Source organism: Odoribacter sp. N15.MGS-14, from assembly GCF_000980245.1.
GTDB classification, from domain to species: domain Bacteria; phylum Bacteroidota; class Bacteroidia; order Bacteroidales; family Marinifilaceae; genus Odoribacter; species Odoribacter splanchnicus.
In genome coordinates this window covers 1-16,191 of record NZ_LARE01000070.1, presented here as the reverse complement: position 1 = coordinate 16,191, position 16,191 = coordinate 1, and the positions used below count along the sequence as shown (strand labels likewise).

Genomic DNA, 16,191 nt, shown 5'->3' with positions numbered 1-16,191 from the left:
TAATCATGAGTCCCTATTTCTCAAACCGGGTAGAAAATGACGAAATTTTACACAATGTATACGAGACAGTCAATGGAGAAGCCCTGACCGGACGTGGTGTTGTCATCGGCAGCTATTTTTGTATCGGAAGATATCAGAATGTGATTGTGCTTACCGATAAGGGCGGGGCCCGCCTGTCGGCCATCACCATGCAAAAAACATTTGATATGTCCACGTTGGTACTTGATCTATCATCCTGGAAACCGGAAAGTTACATTTTCTGGCAATATTACTGGAGCCCGGGAAGATTTGGCTACGATGCGATCGTGTCGAACGGTCGTTTTTATGAATACAGTGCGATCAGCAGCACGGGATTTACAACTTATACCGAACCGATCCTGAAAGACGGCTTGACTTATAAAGCATCGCCTTATGCCCCTAAATGGTTTGATTATTATCAGGGTATTCTTTATGATGAAATCGGTGGACGTTTTCTGGGAATCGAGAATAATACATGGATTTTGAAAGAATTGGCAGTGGCCACGACAACCCAACCTTTCGATTGGGGAAATATGCATGCCAGCCTCCGTTATATGGAAACAGGATACAATAATTACGAATACGGATTATTCGAGGATTGGGATACGAAAAAAATGACATTATGCGTTTTCAATTTTGATACAAAGCCCAATATCGGTGTAGGGAAATACCCGGCAGACAATTGTCCGGAACTGGAGAAAGCGAAATATTTTGCAGTAGGTTCACTCGGTCCTGTTTTTTTATATGCCACCGACCGGGATATTTACCGGTATGATTACAATGGGACGAATACCGGTGAAAAACTTTACACTTTGGCCCAGGCCGATGAAAAAATAACGGGAATGAAAATATTCAAACCTTGTATCGATCGTTTTATTCCGAATCATCCCTATAACAATAAAGTGCTGATTCTTTCCACTTACAATGAGAGTAAGAAAGAAGGGAAAATTTATATGTACTATATCAATGAGGTGAACGGAATGATCGATATTGCTTCGGAAAAAGTATTCGAAGGTTTCGGAGAAATCCTGGATATGGAATATAATTACCCGAAATACGGTGCTTAAAATGAGCAGAGGTTTGAAAATAGTTTTTGTGCTTTCCTGCTGTTTTTTGTGGGAAGCACAAGCCTTTTCCCAGGTAAGAGTCCGCTTCGACGCCACTTTCGGGCAAGAGGAAATCCGGATCGGGTTCCGGGAACAAACTTATAAAGTGAAACTAGATGAATCAGGCGCAGGGAAGATAACTATTCCGGATTCACTGGTTCCCGGATATGCAGTTTTATATGGTCCGCGCAACGCTTATTCGTTTTATCTTGTACCGGGACAACAACAGGAAATTACCCGGCTGAACGGACAAGAGATTAAATTTGCCGGAGCGGCTAAAGCGATCAATATCTATCTGAACAGTCCGTTTTTGAATAACCGGGATCCGGGGTATGAAAAAGGGGAAGAAGAATTTTTGAAAGCATGGGCACTGATGCCCGGCAGATTACAATCACATCTTGATTCTTTACCTCTGCCGGCGGATTTTAAAAAATCGGAGCGTAAACGGCTTTATTATGTGGCTTGCCATTCATTATTGGATTATCCCCTTCGTCATGCCAGATTATTACGCCTGAAAAGTTATTCCCCGGGAGAAAGGTATTACCGGAAAGTATCGGAATTGCTTCAGGAGGATCCTTCAGCTCATGAATTCTGGGAATACCGCCAGTTTTTCAGGAATGGTATACAATTGCTGGGAGAAAGAAAAAAAACTGAAACAGGTAAACCATTGGATAAGTTAAAGTGTGAACTGGATTATATATGCAATCACATTAAGGATGAAGAATTGGCGGGTTATTTAGTCGACGAAAGCATGTCCGGATATATCAGGTACTTCGGATCAGAAGGAATAGAAGCGTTTTTACCCCTTTATCGGGAAAAGGTAAAGGATGAAAAACAAAAAGCAGCATTTTTCCGGTCGTATGAACAATATACCCGTTTGGAAAAAGGTAGAAAAGCACCCCATTTTTCCCTTTTGGATAAAGACGGTAACCGGAAGAATTTATCTGACTGGCTGGGCAATTACGTTTATATCGATGTCTGGGCAACCTGGTGCGGACCGTGTTGTCGCGAACTCCCGGCATTTCATAAATTAAAAGAGGAGTTCAAGGATAAGCCTATTTGTTTTGTAAGTATCTCTATCGATGCGGATGAAGCTGCCTGGCGGGCCAAGATAGAAAAGGACAGCCTGGATGGTATCCAATTGAGGGTAAACGAAGAAGATACTTTTAAAAAGGATTATAAGATTTCATGGATTCCCCGTTTTCTATTGATAGATCGGGAGGGAAAAGTACTGGATGCCAATATGACACGTCCTTCGGATACAAAAACAATAGAAAAACTCACTACTTTATTGTCCGATCGCTAACAGTCTGACAGGGAGGAAAAACAATTACGTTCCTCCCGGTCAGATCTTTTCCAGATCTCCTTTTGCTACCCATCCTTCATTGCCGTCTGCCATCCGGATATTGTACCAATCTCCCAATTGGCCTACGACACGGACTTTCAACCCTTCGTGAATCAAAAACAGGCTCGTACCGCTATTATCCGGCGCACCTTTTACCGTCACACTCGGAGTTGTAATAATCGCATACTCTCTGTCGGTGACTTTCTTATCCTGCTGCATAGCAAAAAACATCGTCCCAACAGTCAGGAAAAAGACTATAATCCCCACGACAAAACCAGTCTTTTTGATACCGACCGAAGGAGAATAGAAAAATAAAGCTGCCATCACCAAAAAGAGGATAAAGAGAGTAACCGAGATATATCCCCACTGATCGGCGGAAAAATAACCGACAAACCCTTTGTACCACCTCACCAGAAACAATTCGGGCAACACTTCGATTTTGTCTACGATAGCTTGCTGGGCCATTTTCAGGTTGTAGCGGGCAGAAGCATCCGAGGGGTCTAATAATAAGGCCCGTTCATAATTCAATATGGCCTGCGTATTCTCTCCCAGTTTATAATAACAATTACCCAGATTATAATATAAGATAGCCGATTCCATGCCACCGGCCCTCAATTTCCGGTATATTTCAGCTGCTTCATTGTATTTTCCCTCCCGGTAAAATTCCTCTGCCTGTTTCTCCGATTGCGGATCGGTAGCGGCTAAGGCACACAAACTTATCAGTAAAACCGGCAATATCAACAATATCTTTTTCATAGTTTCTAATCTTTAATCACCGGATGGCTTTATCCAGCTTTGTAATCACATCAATACTATCTGTATATACTTTCCCCATTTCCTGATCGGAATTACTTCCGGGAGCATAACGGGCATATTCACAAGTATCCAATACAGCGATAAATTCCTTGATTCTGTCTTCCTCTACTCCTTTCGACTGGAGAATTTCACTGATATTATCCCGGTTCAGTTCGGCACGGTCGATATTCAGTTTATAACTCATATATCCCCAAAGGGCTTTCAATACTTCATCGTAGAATTGCTCTGCATTGTGATTTTTCATCGCGCTGGCAGCCACTTTGAGGCGTTTGCGGGCCATCTTGTTGGCCGCTCTATTCTTCACCCGGACTATATCGGCATTCGCTTTGATTCTCCGGCGGTTCAAGACTGCACCGACAACGAACAATACGAACGGAATCAATAAAGCCAGCCAGTATAAGGTAGTTCCGAAGAAACGTACCCCGGCAGCCTTCAGATTCAATCCCTCCGTTTTCAGGTAACGGATATCTTCACCCACTTTACGGACATCTTCTTTCTTGAACGACTTTACCTGATTACCGGTCGAAGTTTCCACCTGCCCTTTATCGGCTCCTTTTCTGACATGGATATTGTATTCAGCCCCCGCAATGGTCTTGTAAGTGTTCGATTGTGAATCGAAATAAGAAAACCGAATGGCCGGAACCTTATAGTCTCCGGAATAACGGGGGATGATCAGGTATTCAAAAGAAACACTACCCGCCATGCCATTTTCCGTAATATTCAGATCTCTGGATTCTTTCGGATCATACACTTCGAAATCCAGGGGGAAATTAATCGTCGGTGCTTTTAATAACTTCAGGTTGCCCGTTCCGCGGAAAGTCACTTTATAAGTGATCGCATCATTGGCATTCACCGTATCCGCCGAAAGGGAGGTAGCCATCGTTACATTCCCTACCGTTCCGCCAAAACCGGCAGGTTTCCCAAGCTGAGGAAGTTCTTTCACCTGAATAGTGACCGGTTTACTTCTCCGCATCGCCCGGACATCTTTGTAATTACCGAAAAACTCGTCGAAGAAACTACGGCCTCCGTTAGCTAAACGCTGACGGACAATACATTCCAACTCGAAAGGCTCGATCGTAATCTCTCCGGTATGTTGCGGATACAACAATACTTTCCGGATAGTTCCGACATTGTAAATCTGCCCGTCCACCGCTTCCCGAACCAATTCGATACGTTGCGGCGTGGGTACTTCTTCGGCCAGAAATCCGTTGAAATCCGGAAATTTAGTTCTGCCCAGATTGACCAGATCGACCTTTGTATACACTTTAATCGTAGCCATCAGACTTTCTCCCATATACAGGCTACGCCGACTGACCTCGACTTTAACGAACAGGTTATTGTCATTGACTGTAGCATTGGCATCCGGCTGCACCGGCCGGTTTGTCGCCGCCTGATTACCGTTTGAATTACGACTACCTTCGACGACCTCTATTTTCAGAGCATTGGATGTATATTCTTTTCCATCGATAATCACTGTCGCTCCGGGAATCTGAAAAGTACCTTTTTTAGTTCCTTCCAAAATATAGGTATAAGAGTACACTACACTCTGTGTCTTTTTTCCGTTGAAATCCGAGGCATAAAAAGATTGTCCTACGGAAGGTCCCATCAGCAGGTCGAATCCTTCCAGGGTAGGCACTTTAAGGTTGTCCCCTTCTTTATTCAGGGTATATTCCAACTTAAACTGCTCACCAACGGCAACTACAGAAGGAGCAGAAGCCTTGAATTCTACATTTTGGGCGTAAGCCAGTGAAGTGAAAAATAACAATATGATTAATCCGATTTGTCTCATTGCCATATTTATTTAAGCCGCAAAATTACCAATCTTTTTCGATTTTCATTTTCTTTGCTTTCTGTTCCTGTGCTTTTTGTTTCTGCACTTTTTCCTGAACATTCTTTTCATCGTTCTGCAAAGCCTCTAACAAACGTTCCGCATCCTCCTTAGAAATCTTACCCTGCTGTTGCTGAGGTTGTTGTTGCTGGTCTTTATTCTGATCATTTTTATTCTGCTGGTCTTTATTCTGATCTTGACGGTCTTTATTTTGTTGGTCTTTGTTCTGATCTTGCTGATCCTTATTTTGTTGGTCTTTGTTCTGATCTTGCCGGTCTTTATTCTGATCCTGTTGATCTTTATTCTGATCTTGATGGTCTTTATTCTGATCCTGTTGATCTTTATTCTGATCTTGCTGATCCTGGTTTTGGTCCTTATTTTGGTCTTGATTATCCTTGTTCTGATCTTTATTCTGATCCTTGTTCTGATCCTGATTCTGTTGATCCTGTTGTTGTTTATGGCGTGCAAATTCCAGGTTATATTTCGTTTGTTCAGAAGCCGGACGATTCCTTAATGAGTTTTTATACGCTTCGATGCTCTCGTCGGTTTTCTCCATCGCTAACAAAGTATTCCCGATATTATGATAAATTTCGCCCAACCGTTCTTTATCGGTTTCTTGTTTTGCCAAAGCAGAAAACTGTTCCAGAGCTTCATCGTACTTTTTCTGCTTATATAAAGCATCGGCCATATTAAAAGCCGCTTCAAATGAATTTGCCTTTTTATCGGCAGCTTTACGATATTCCACCTCAGCCTTTTCGAAATCCTGTTTTTCGAATAATTCGTTTCCTTCCCGGATAAATTTCCGTTCTTGCTGAGCAATAGCGGGCCATGCAGCCAACAAGGTCACCACCGTTATTATCATAGACTTTACCATAACATTCATCATTTTTCGTACATTATTATCGTCAATCCGATTCTCTGTCTTTTCTTTTAGCGTTTGAAAAGATTGATCTTCATAAAATGTTTATTCTTTCTGCCCAGAATCATAAACTCCACAAAGATGAAAAACAACCCCACCAACAGGAAGTACTGGTACTTCTCGGCATAATCACTATATACCCGCTCTTCAAGCAAGCTTTTCTCCATACGATTGACTTCGTCCAGGAGCCGGTTAAGTCCGACTTCGGTATTGCTGGCCCGGATATACAGCCCCTCTCCGGCTTTAGCTATATCCTGCAAAGTTTGTTCGTCCAGTTTGGAGATGACTACATTCCCCTGTGCGTCCTGCATAAATTGTCCGGGTTTTCCTTTCTCCGGGATCGGAGCACCCTGTTCCAATCCCATCCCTATGGTATGGATTACGATTCCTTTTTCATGGGCTTGCTTAGCAGCCGCAACCGCATCATCCTGATGGTTTTCTCCGTCCGTGATGACAATAATCGCTTTGGACGTCTCGGTTTCCGGTGTAAACGACCGGGCGGCCAGATCGATCGCACTCCCGATAGCCGTCCCCTGTACCGGTACGATATCCGTACTGATATTCGACAGGAAAAGCTTGGCCGAAGAATAATCGGTAGTAATAGGTAATTGCACATAAGCATCCCCCGCAAATACAATCAAACCGATCTTATCGTTCGATAATTTCTCTACCATCCGGGAAATGGCCATCTTAGCTTTTTCCAAACGACTGGGTTTGATATCCTGTGCCATCATCGAATTGGAAACGTCGAGAGCGATCATCAACTCTACACCTTTTTTCTTCACCTGCTGCAGTTTCGAACCGAACTGAGGGCCTGCCACTCCGACAATGACAAACAATAAGGCCAGCATCAGCATAACGAACTTCCACGTGCCCCGCTTGAACGATAAAAGAGGCATCAAAGGCCCGAGTAATTCCGGATTACCGAATTCTGCTATCGCCTTCTTTTTTCGTCGGATCATCACCACATAAAAAACAATCAACAGTGGGATAACAATCAAGAGATATAATAATTCAGGATGTGCAAATCTAAACATAGCCAAATAATTTTACGGTATTTTCCTTAAAAGAGTATACTTCAGAACTGCCTGTGCAATCAGTAAACACATACCCAGCAAACCGAAAATAAAATACTGTTCATTCTTTTTACTGAAATGTTTCACTTCTATCTTACTTTTCTCCAACTGATCGATCTCGGAATAGATCTGCTGTAATTTATCGTTATCCGTCGCCCGGAAATATTTACCGCCGGTCACGTTAGCAATCTGTTGTAATACCCCTTCGTCGATTTCCACAGGCATATTCTGCAATTGCACGCCGAAGGGAGTGGGAACAGGATAAGGAGCTTCGCCATAGGTTCCGACTCCGATCGTATATACCCGGATACCGAAAGCTTTAGCTAATTCGGCAGCCGTGACAGGTGCTATCGCTCCCTGATTATTGATACCGTCTGTCAACAAAATCACCACTTTCGATTTACCGGGGCTATCTTTCAACCGGTTGACCGCATTAGCCAAACCCAGACCGATCGCCGTTCCATCCTGGATCATACCGCTTTTCACCTCCCGGAGTAGATTGACCAATACAGCCTGATCGGTAGTCAACGGACACTGGGTAAAGCTCTCGCCGGCAAAAACCACCAATCCGATTTTATCCTGAGGACGTTCGAGGATAAATTTCGTAGCCACCTCTTTAGCCGCCTCTAAACGGTCGGGCGTAAAGTCACGGGCCAGCATACTCGTGGAAACGTCCAGAGCCAGTGCGATATCGATACCTTCACTGGTATAAGTTTGCCAGCTATTACTGGACTGCGGACGAGCCAAGGCCGTCACCAATAAGATAATGGCAAGCAATTCCAATACGAACAAAACATGCCGCCACCAGATCCGGCCGGAATGTTTGATCCCCTTAAACGCCTGTAATGAAGAAAACTGTAAATCAGCATGCGACTTTTTTTCCTTCAGGATATACCAGACGATCATTGGTACTAAAAGTATCAATAACAGGAAATATTTCGGGTTTGCAAATTCGAATCCAAACATTTTATTTCAGTTTACAAATTAACTCATACACTCTTTTCAAAGTGCCTGATCGCCTCATTTATCTTTTACGTCTTCGGGAGTTTCGCTTTTTTCAGCTTCTTTTCGCTGTTGTTCTTCTTCCTGACGTTTTCTTTCTTCTTCCTGTTTCTGCTGCTGAGCAATTTCAGCCTCTACCCGTTGGTGAGTGTTATTGACAAATTCGTAAGCGGCATCCAGATAACGGGAATTTTCATCCTGCAAGGGAGTAAACTTAGCGAATTTCACATAATCGGCCGTCGTCAACATCTCTGCTATTCTCTCCCGTTCTTTGGCTTCTACCTCTTTACAATTTACCAAGGCCTGCATTGTTTCGGAGGAGGTCTGTTCCATGGCAGGTATAGCGAACTCTCCGTCAAGGTATTGGCGTACGGTATCCGTCAATCGGGTATAATATTCCTTTTCTTTTCCGGCCTGCCAAAGCTTATTGCCCTTGATTTCATCCAAGGAACGGATAGCCATGACATAAGGCGGAATTTCTTCTTTCTTCGGCGTAAACAAGGGTTTGTTCTTCCGCCTCCGGTCCCAATACAGCCAGAAGATCAGAATAAGGGCAATCCCTAACAAAACCCACAACAGATAAGGCAAAATCTCGGCAAAAGTCCAGGGTGCGGCATAAGGCATAACGATATCGTAATTCCCCTTTTGCGGATCTACCTGGAAAGTATTCACCACCAATCCTACGGGATCGGTCCGAACAATATTATTATATTCCTGACTTTCGATCGTAATGGGCTGAGGAGGCACAACATATACTCCTGTATCGAAAGCAGTGACGACATATTTTTCCTCCAAAAGCCATCTTCCATCCTTTTCTTTTACAGAATCCCGTACAGGACCGGAGATAATCTCCAATCCATGGACAACCGTATCCTGTAACCGAGGGAACACAATCTGGACTCCCGGGTCTACCTTCGCTTTAAAAGTAAGATGTTGTTGATCTCCAATCATCATATAATTGGTGTCAAGCGCCACCCCATATTCTACATGCTGAGCTTTCAGGGTCGCCACCCCTAAAAACAAGCACAGATATAATAATATTTGTTTCAAAACACTCCTCATAGTTACGATCTTTGATCAAAATCCATAATAATTAAGCCCTTTTCTTAAACAAAGTGATTAAAGCCCTGACGTAGTCTTCGTCGGAACGGATATTAGCGACATCGACTCCCGAACGTTTGAAGATTGCATCCAGTTCCTTTTCGCGGACAAAAGCATATTTTTCATACGCTTCCCTCAGCTTTTTATCGGAAGTATCCACCCACATCTGTTCTCCGGTTTCGGCATCCCTCAGGTACATCATCCCGACCGGAGGCAATTGATTTTCCCGGGGGTCGTATACCCTCAGGGCGACAACATCGTGTTTCCGGTTAGCGATAGCCAAAGCATGGGCAAAATCGTGCTCGTCGATAAAATCGGAAATAACAAAACAGGTACACCGTTTCTTGATCGAATTGGTCATATATTCCAATGCCTGTTCGATATCGGTCTGTTTATCTTCCGGATAGAAATCGATCAGTTCGCGAATAATATGCAAGATATGTGTTCTTCCCTTCTTCGGAGGAATAAATTTCTCGATCTTATCCGAGAAGAAAATCACCCCGATCTTATCGTTATTCTGGATTGCAGAAAAAGCAAGCACTGCAGCAATTTCGGTAATCTGGTTTTTCTTCAGTTTCGAAATAGTCCCGAAATTACGGGAGGCACTGACATCGATCATCAACATGACCGTCAACTCCCGTTCTTCCTCGAAGATCTTCACATAAGGACGGTTGTGGCGGGCAGTCACATTCCAGTCGATATTCCGGATATCGTCGCCGTACTGATATTCTCTTACCTCACTGAAAGTCATACCTCTCCCCTTAAAGGCAGAATGATATTCGCCGGCAAAAATATTTTTGGACAAGCCCCGGGTTTTAATCTCTATCTTCCGGACCCGCTTTAACAATTCAGAAGTTTCCATATCTAAAAGTAAAAGGTTAAAAGTAAAAGGTTAAAAACGACCTTCCGACTATGGAACCTCTACGGCATTCAGGATCTCGTTGATAATATCCTCACTGGTAATGTTATTGGCTTCAGCCTCATAAGTCAGGCCGATACGGTGACGCAAAACATCATGACATACCGCCCGTACATCTTCGGGGATGACATAACCACGACGTTTGATGAAAGCGTACGCTTTGGCAGCCTTGGCCAAACTGATGCTGGCACGCGGCGAACCTCCGTAAGCGATCATGCTGACAAACTTGTCGAGCCCGGCTTCCTGCGGAAAACGGGTGGCAAAAACAATATCGATGATGTATTTTTCAATTTTCTCATCCATGTATACATCCTTCACTACTTCACGGGCACGAATGATATCTTCGGGTTTCAGAATAGTAGATGCCTTAGGGAAGGCTTTCTCCATATTCTGACGAACGATCAGCTTTTCTTCTTCTTTTTTGGGGTAATCGATCACTACTTTCAGCATAAAACGGTCGACCTGGGCTTCAGGTAACGGATAGGTACCTTCCTGTTCGATCGGATTCTGGGTGGCCATAACCAGGAAAGGTTCGGGCAAACGATAGGTCATATCTCCGATCGTCACCTGACGTTCCTGCATTGCTTCCAATAAAGCAGACTGTACTTTTGCCGGAGCACGGTTGATTTCATCCGCCAGAATGAAGTTCGCAAAAATCGGTCCTTGTTTTACCACAAACTCTTCTCTCTTCTGAGAATAAATCATCGTACCGATCACATCGGCAGGCAAAAGATCAGGGGTAAACTGAATACGACTGAATTTCGCATCAATCGTAGTTGCCAGCGTATTGATGGCCAAGGTTTTTGCCAGGCCGGGAACACCTTCCAATAAAATGTGCCCGTTGGAAAGCATCCCGATCAGAAGTCCTTCAACCAAATGTTTCTGACCAACGATGACTTTGTTCATCTCCATGTTGATCATGTCCACAAAAGAGCTTTCCTGCTGTATGCGTTCATTCAATGCTTTGATATCAACAGTATCCATAAATTCAAATTTAAAGTTGTTATATCTTATAAAATTCTATTACGAACCAGAAAAAAATGTGTTACTTTCAAGCCCACATTTCTATCGAATCTCTATTTTTGTCAAATGTTAAAATTTTGAGTACTCCAAAATTAGTCAATCTAAGTTCAAATGTTAAATCCCTAGCCTTAAAAAAAGTTAACCCTCCGTTTAAGGTTTTGCAAAAAAAATATCAGGCTATCCGTCGACCCTGATATTTACACCTTCTTATTTCTTCTTATTCCCTTTAACACGCTGCCTGAGCAAATCACGTCCCCGGGAAATGAATATATAAATAGTGAATACAAAAATCAAACAACGTAAAATAAACCCAGCATTCAGTACCGGCTCAGCTCCCTTAAAAGCACGGATTAACCAGGGAAGCATATAAATCAGTAAACCTCCTAACACAATCACCTGAATCAGAATAAAATAACGCCTCCGGCTTTTCGCCGGCAAGGGGACCGTTTCATCTGCAATACCCCGATCTGCCTCCGTTCTTTCCGTCCGCACCCTGAGCTGCTGCCAAAACCGTACCCCCAATAAGAGTATGAACACACAAAATGCTATAAATATAAGTGTATCTCTATCCATCGTTTATTTCAGATTAAACCTTTTTTAGCTACAGAGATTTGAAGTTACAAAAGTGCCACGCCCCCCGGAAAGGGCCGTAAACAAAACGAGGCACTCCCCCTATGCCTGCAAATGTAGGATAAATAGTCGAAAGTTCATAAAAACAAAATGAAATCCAGACTTTAGAAGTGGAGAATTTCCTCATAATTATGGAGAATATTTCCGATTCAGTCGAGACTAAATCTTTGGGATTTTCTGTTTAACGTTTTTTTGCTGAAAAATCAGACTCAGGCAACAGTGTTTTTTCAAAGCAGAGCCTAAGGCCCTCCCTACAGGCACGAAGCAAGCCTCGACAAACGGAAAGTTTCTTCACTTTCAAAGCCTAAATCAAACTGGTTTATACTCACTTCGACTCTGATCAGCTTCATCCTTTCAGGTCCCTTGACCAGCATCCCCCCCCTTTTTAATCGGTAAACTTTCGGTTCAGAGTTGAATAATTAATTCCGGACCTAGTTTCGCTAATAATCAGCTTCGAAGCCACCCTATATCCAATTTACAGGCTGCACCTGCTAATCCGATACCCCGGTTGCAACACAAGTATTCCTGACAAAATCGAACTTAATCGGCTGTTCGTTCCGAGATACAAATATTAATAGCATTCATACCTCTTTTACCACGCTCCAAATCGAAAATAACGATGGCGTTTTCTACAAGTTCGGAAAGAGCGTTGCTCACATGAAAAAAATATTTTTCAGTTCCTGCCAGATCCTTAATAAAACCATACCCCTTCGAAACATTAAAATACTCTACCCGCCCTTTACGGACCTCAGGAGATTCTTGTCTGGGAGTCGAGATCACAATTTCTTCATGGTTTATCTCTTCCTTTTTATGATTCGTTTCCGGAGGTGTCGAAGTAATCCGGCCATTTTCATCGACATAGGCTATCATATCTTCAAAACTATTCGTATTACCGGATAGTTTTCTTTCTTCTTTCCGGTTTTGTTTTTCTAATCTCCGGGCTTGTTTTTTCTTCTCGTTTTCTTTCTTACTGAATGTCTGTGGTCTTGCCATTTAACTGTATGAATTGTTTATAAATAAAAATTATCACCTAATCGAATCGTAAGATTATTCCGACACCTATTCGTCTCCGGTGTTCGTGTTTGAAGACCATCGGAGTTCTGCCGAGTATCATCATGCTTTTTCTGACCGACCGATAGTGTCTGAGAGAAACGTAACGTAAAGTTTTTGCGCAGCAAGGAGTTCCACCGGGCAGGAGAAAAACCGATGAAATCGACAAAAGCCTTAACGGAGCGGTCCAGACGAACCGGTCTGACGACACAGCAACCGAAATCGGAATAGAAAAACTAAATCCCAGGAACTTTCCATCTACTCAGGCCGAAACTTCAGCCCTGCAGAGTTTTTTTCCGGTCAATTTCTGGATATTATCTACTAGTTTTCGTTCTTCCTGAGAACAAAATGTAAAGGCCGTTCCTGCATTCCCAGCCCTTCCGGTCCGTCCGATGCGATGTACATAAGTTTCAGGGACATCAGGCAGATCATAATTGATCACTAACGGCAACTCATTGATATCGATACCCCGGGCCGCAATATCGGTAGCCACCATCACCCGGGTCTTTCCTGATTTAAAATTTCCTAAAGCCGACTGACGGGCAGCTTGACTCTTGTTTCCGTGAATAGCCTGACTTCCGATTCCGGCTTTGCCCAATACCCGGACAATCCGGTCGGCATTATGTTTCGTACGGGAGAAAACCAATACCGATTGATTTTCAGCTTTCCGTAAAAGGGATATCAATAAACGTCCTTTCTCGGCTTTCTCGACGAAATAAACGAACTGTTCGATAGCATCGACAGTCGGAGATTCAGGAGTAATGGTGATTTTCACAGGATTTTTCAATAAAGCAGAAGCCAGCGTAACAATCGAATCGGGCATCGTCGCCGAAAAAAACAAGGTCTGTTTTTCTTTCGGAAGCTTCGGTAATATCCGCTTAATATCGTGAATAAACCCCATATCGAGCATACGGTCCGCTTCGTCGAGCACGAAATATTTCACCTGATCCAGGCTGAGCACCCCCTGACTCATCAAGTCGAGCAAACGCCCCGGAGTCGCTACCAGAATATCGATACCTTTTTGCAACATAGTAACCTGCGGACGTTGGTTTACTCCTCCAAACATCACACCATGACGAACCGGGGTATACCTGGCATACTCGTCTAAACATTCACTGATTTGTAAGGCCAGTTCGCGGGTCGGCGTCAGTATCAAAGCTTTGACTCCCTTGCGTTTCGTTATAATCGGATCTGCTTGTAAAAGCTGGATGATAGGAATAGCGAACGAAGCCGTTTTTCCGGTTCCTGTCTGTGCACATCCCAATATATCTTTTCGGGACAAGGCTACAGGGATTGCTTGCTGCTGAATCGGTGTCGGCCTGTTATATCCTTTTTCCTCAATAGCCTTTAAAATCGGCTGGATTATATTTAATTCTTTAAATGTCATATATTATTATTTTGCTGTACGTCAAAACAGCATTTATTTATTTTCACTATTTAATTTTCTCTGCTGTATCGGATCTATATAGAACATGCAACAGAAATGCCGGGCTAACATCAATATGTTTTAATGGGACAGAAAGGTCATCCGAATAAATAGGCTGGGAAAAAACGTTTTAACAAACGATCAGCCTTATTGAATAACTAGTTAAACTTTCAACACTCATTTCTCAAAGGAAAAAGAACAAAAAAGTTTAATAAATCTGTTTCAGAAACGGAACACTTCAGGACTGAAAACTCCTGATCTCATATCGAAAAGAAAGAATAAATCGAACTTCATTGCTGAGTGTTATAAGACACCCGAAATAAAACTTATAGAAGAGGTTAGCTGGAAAGCCGAATAGTTGATTTTTCAGCCAACCCCTTATCTGATCACCTGATCAATATCGCCTGGAATTACTGTTTCTGTCACGATATCCACCGTTAGACTGTCTTTCAGTGCGAGGACGTGCAATACTTACCGCAATCACTTTATGGTCATATTCTGCACCATTCAATTCATCGATCGCTTTTTGTCCTTCTGTATCGTTAGTCATCTCGACAAATCCGAATCCTCTGGATCTTCCGGTTTCTCTGTCCGAAATAATTTTTGCAGAAGAAATTTCTCCATACTCTGAAAATAATTCGTTTAAGTCTGCATCGGTCGTGCCATAGCTTAAACCTGAAATGTAAATGTTCATTTGAAATTAAAATAAAATTAATACTAATTAGAGAGCAGGATAATTAAAGAAGAGACTTACTTATTTTGAAGAAGAACTTTGACGATAACGATTCATAAACTCTAACTGTCCACAAAGGTAATGCAATAAATCGGATAAACAACCTTTTGTTCCTTATTTATGAACCAACCGGTGAAAATTATGCTTTATTAACGATCACGGGGACGGGGCAATTGTGCGAAAGTTTCGCACAATTGCCCCGTCCCCGTGATTACCGTGATTATTCAATCGCTTCGATAGCTTTGAATCGTCCGGTGTTCCAGTTTGTAGCGGTCTTATAGTCCCCGATCGCTTCTGCCGGAACTTTCAGCACCATTTCCGTTTGGGACGGATATATCTTAGCGCTTAGCGTAGGCGGAACCGTTGCCCGGCAGATCACGGTCTTTGCCGCGCCCCAATAGAAAGAATTATTAGCTATTTTCGTCACAGTGGCGGGCAAATCGATAGTTTCGACAGGACACCCACTGAATGCTGTCGTCCGTATCGTAACGGCCACCGTCAGCCGAACAATCGGCCCAGAAGACAAAGTCGTAAGTTTGCTGAGCCACCAGACGCAGAGTGAACGTAGCGGCATTATTCGTTACAGTCGCAGTCTGTTGCTCCCCGTAGGGCTGACCGTTCCGGTAGATTTGAAGCAGACAGCGGTCGACCTGAGAACCGTTGCCGAAGTCCGCCGCCATGGCACGAGTCTGCAGTTCTTGCGGAATAGTAACAGTAATTGCCTGGGTGCATACCCCACCGGGATCGGAAAGAGATTCCTCCTTCTGACATGCGGTAAGGATCATTGCAAGCCCCGCCGCCAACAGGAATACTTTTTTCATAAAATATTGATTTAATGCCATTTACACCTCTCACTAACTTTTTAGAAGTAAAGCTGTAAATCAACGGTTTGTAATTTATTTTGAAAGAACTTGTTTCATCTTTTCCTTTGTATCCGCAGGAGCGGTCAGGCTCCTACGGATGGTACATGTTATCCGGAAAATATTTCCGGACCTTTTTAACGGTCAGTAACCGATTGGTGTCGTATCCTGCCTTTCGCTATTCGGCTACGACCTCCCATTTTAAACCGGCGGGATCATCTTCGATCGCCTGCCACTTGTAGCTCTCAACCGGTTCATAAATAGCCTTAGTCACATGATTATAAGCTTTACCGCTGAATTTGCCTCCTCTAAGAATCACATTTCCGGCCGGCAGATCTG

16 protein-coding genes are annotated in these 16,191 nt (G+C 43.2%); 2 read left to right on the top strand and 14 right to left on the bottom strand.

Annotated features, from left to right (window positions below; all coding sequences use genetic code 11):
* Both WS34_RS12425 and WS34_RS15675 read left to right on the top strand, forming a co-directional pair.
* Positions 1-1,085 (top strand): hypothetical protein (locus tag WS34_RS12425; protein WP_286693761.1); only part of this gene is annotated, 1,085 nt, incomplete at its 5' end.
* A 13-nt stretch (positions 1,086-1,098) separates the two neighbouring features.
* Complete coding sequence (locus WS34_RS15675) at positions 1,099-2,430, top strand: TlpA family protein disulfide reductase (protein ID WP_286693760.1); 1,332 nt, start codon at positions 1,099-1,101, stop codon at positions 2,428-2,430.
* Between the two features lie 39 nt (positions 2,431-2,469).
* On the opposite strand, the gene WS34_RS12415 is transcribed toward WS34_RS15675, so the two are convergent.
* The 14 genes from WS34_RS12415 to WS34_RS12355 form a co-directional block, all read right to left on the bottom strand.
* Positions 2,470-3,225, bottom strand: coding sequence for a tetratricopeptide repeat protein (locus WS34_RS12415; RefSeq protein WP_046405150.1), 756 nt, complete (start codon positions 3,223-3,225; stop codon positions 2,470-2,472).
* Positions 3,226-3,241: 16 nt separating this feature from the next.
* Positions 3,242-5,074, bottom strand: coding sequence for a BatD family protein (locus tag WS34_RS12410; protein ID WP_046405156.1), 1,833 nt, complete (start codon positions 5,072-5,074; stop codon positions 3,242-3,244).
* Positions 5,075-5,099: 25 nt separating this feature from the next.
* Positions 5,100-5,987 (bottom strand): tetratricopeptide repeat protein, encoded by an 888-nt coding sequence (locus tag WS34_RS12405; RefSeq protein ID WP_046405154.1) that lies wholly within the window; start codon positions 5,985-5,987, stop codon positions 5,100-5,102.
* A gap of 56 nt (positions 5,988-6,043) precedes the next feature.
* Entirely contained in the window at positions 6,044-7,069 is a 1,026-nt protein-coding gene (locus WS34_RS12400; protein WP_013611454.1) for a vWA domain-containing protein, read from the bottom strand.
* Positions 7,070-7,081: 12 nt separating this feature from the next.
* Positions 7,082-8,074 carry a vWA domain-containing protein gene (locus WS34_RS12395; RefSeq protein ID WP_013611455.1) on the bottom strand — a complete coding sequence of 331 codons (993 nt, stop codon included), beginning with the start codon at positions 8,072-8,074 and terminating at the stop codon, positions 7,082-7,084.
* 54 nt (positions 8,075-8,128) lie between these two features.
* Entirely contained in the window at positions 8,129-9,172 is a 1,044-nt protein-coding gene (locus tag WS34_RS12390) for a BatA domain-containing protein (protein WP_046405148.1), read from the bottom strand.
* Positions 9,173-9,203: 31 nt separating this feature from the next.
* On the bottom strand, positions 9,204-10,073 hold the full coding sequence (locus tag WS34_RS12385) for a DUF58 domain-containing protein (RefSeq protein ID WP_013611457.1): 870 nt from the start codon (positions 10,071-10,073) through the stop codon (positions 9,204-9,206).
* 48 nt (positions 10,074-10,121) lie between these two features.
* Positions 10,122-11,114, bottom strand: a complete 993-nt coding sequence (locus tag WS34_RS12380) for an AAA family ATPase (RefSeq protein WP_013611458.1) — start codon at positions 11,112-11,114, stop codon at positions 10,122-10,124.
* Positions 11,115-11,360: 246 nt separating this feature from the next.
* Positions 11,361-11,690, bottom strand: coding sequence for a hypothetical protein (locus WS34_RS12375; RefSeq protein WP_286693759.1), 330 nt, complete (start codon positions 11,688-11,690; stop codon positions 11,361-11,363).
* Positions 11,691-12,323: 633 nt separating this feature from the next.
* Positions 12,324-12,776 (bottom strand): cold-shock protein, encoded by a 453-nt coding sequence (locus WS34_RS12370; RefSeq protein WP_046405144.1) that lies wholly within the window; start codon positions 12,774-12,776, stop codon positions 12,324-12,326.
* Between the two features lie 319 nt (positions 12,777-13,095).
* Complete coding sequence (locus WS34_RS12365) at positions 13,096-14,220, bottom strand: DEAD/DEAH box helicase (RefSeq protein ID WP_046405142.1); 1,125 nt, start codon at positions 14,218-14,220, stop codon at positions 13,096-13,098.
* Positions 14,221-14,653: 433 nt separating this feature from the next.
* Positions 14,654-14,953: an RNA-binding regulator gene (rbp, locus tag WS34_RS12360; RefSeq protein ID WP_013611463.1), complete on the bottom strand. Its 300-nt coding sequence runs from the start codon at positions 14,951-14,953 to the stop codon at positions 14,654-14,656.
* Positions 14,954-15,212: 259 nt separating this feature from the next.
* Entirely contained in the window at positions 15,213-15,419 is a 207-nt protein-coding gene (locus tag WS34_RS15670) for a hypothetical protein (RefSeq protein WP_146752610.1), read from the bottom strand.
* Complete coding sequence (locus tag WS34_RS12355) at positions 15,403-15,834, bottom strand: DUF6562 domain-containing protein (RefSeq protein WP_046403019.1); 432 nt, start codon at positions 15,832-15,834, stop codon at positions 15,403-15,405. The genes WS34_RS15670 and WS34_RS12355 overlap by 17 nt, the downstream gene beginning before the upstream one ends.
* Between the last annotated feature and the right edge of the window lie 357 nt (positions 15,835-16,191).

Bases quoted from the DNA above. Each gene is read 5' to 3' on its own strand.
- WS34_RS12415 (WP_046405150.1), bottom strand. From the start codon at position 3,225: ATGAAAAAGATATTGTTGATATTGCCGGTTTTACTGATAAGTTTGTGT.
- WS34_RS12410 (WP_046405156.1), bottom strand. From the start codon at position 5,074: ATGAGACAAATCGGATTAATCATATTGTTATTTTTCACTTCACTGGCT.
- WS34_RS12405 (WP_046405154.1), bottom strand. From the start codon at position 5,987: ATGGTAAAGTCTATGATAATAACGGTGGTGACCTTGTTGGCTGCATGG.
- WS34_RS12400 (WP_013611454.1), bottom strand. From the start codon at position 7,069: ATGTTTAGATTTGCACATCCTGAATTATTATATCTCTTGATTGTTATC.
- WS34_RS12395 (WP_013611455.1), bottom strand. From the start codon at position 8,074: ATGTTTGGATTCGAATTTGCAAACCCGAAATATTTCCTGTTATTGATA.
- WS34_RS12390 (WP_046405148.1), bottom strand. From the start codon at position 9,172: ATGAGGAGTGTTTTGAAACAAATATTATTATATCTGTGCTTGTTTTTA.
- WS34_RS12385 (WP_013611457.1), bottom strand. From the start codon at position 10,073: ATGGAAACTTCTGAATTGTTAAAGCGGGTCCGGAAGATAGAGATTAAA.
- WS34_RS12380 (WP_013611458.1), bottom strand. From the start codon at position 11,114: ATGGATACTGTTGATATCAAAGCATTGAATGAACGCATACAGCAGGAA.
- WS34_RS12370 (WP_046405144.1), bottom strand. From the start codon at position 12,776: ATGGCAAGACCACAGACATTCAGTAAGAAAGAAAACGAGAAGAAAAAA.
- WS34_RS12365 (WP_046405142.1), bottom strand. From the start codon at position 14,220: ATGACATTTAAAGAATTAAATATAATCCAGCCGATTTTAAAGGCTATT.
- rbp (WP_013611463.1), bottom strand. From the start codon at position 14,953: ATGAACATTTACATTTCAGGTTTAAGCTATGGCACGACCGATGCAGAC.
- WS34_RS12355 (WP_046403019.1), bottom strand. From the start codon at position 15,834: ATGGCATTAAATCAATATTTTATGAAAAAAGTATTCCTGTTGGCGGCG.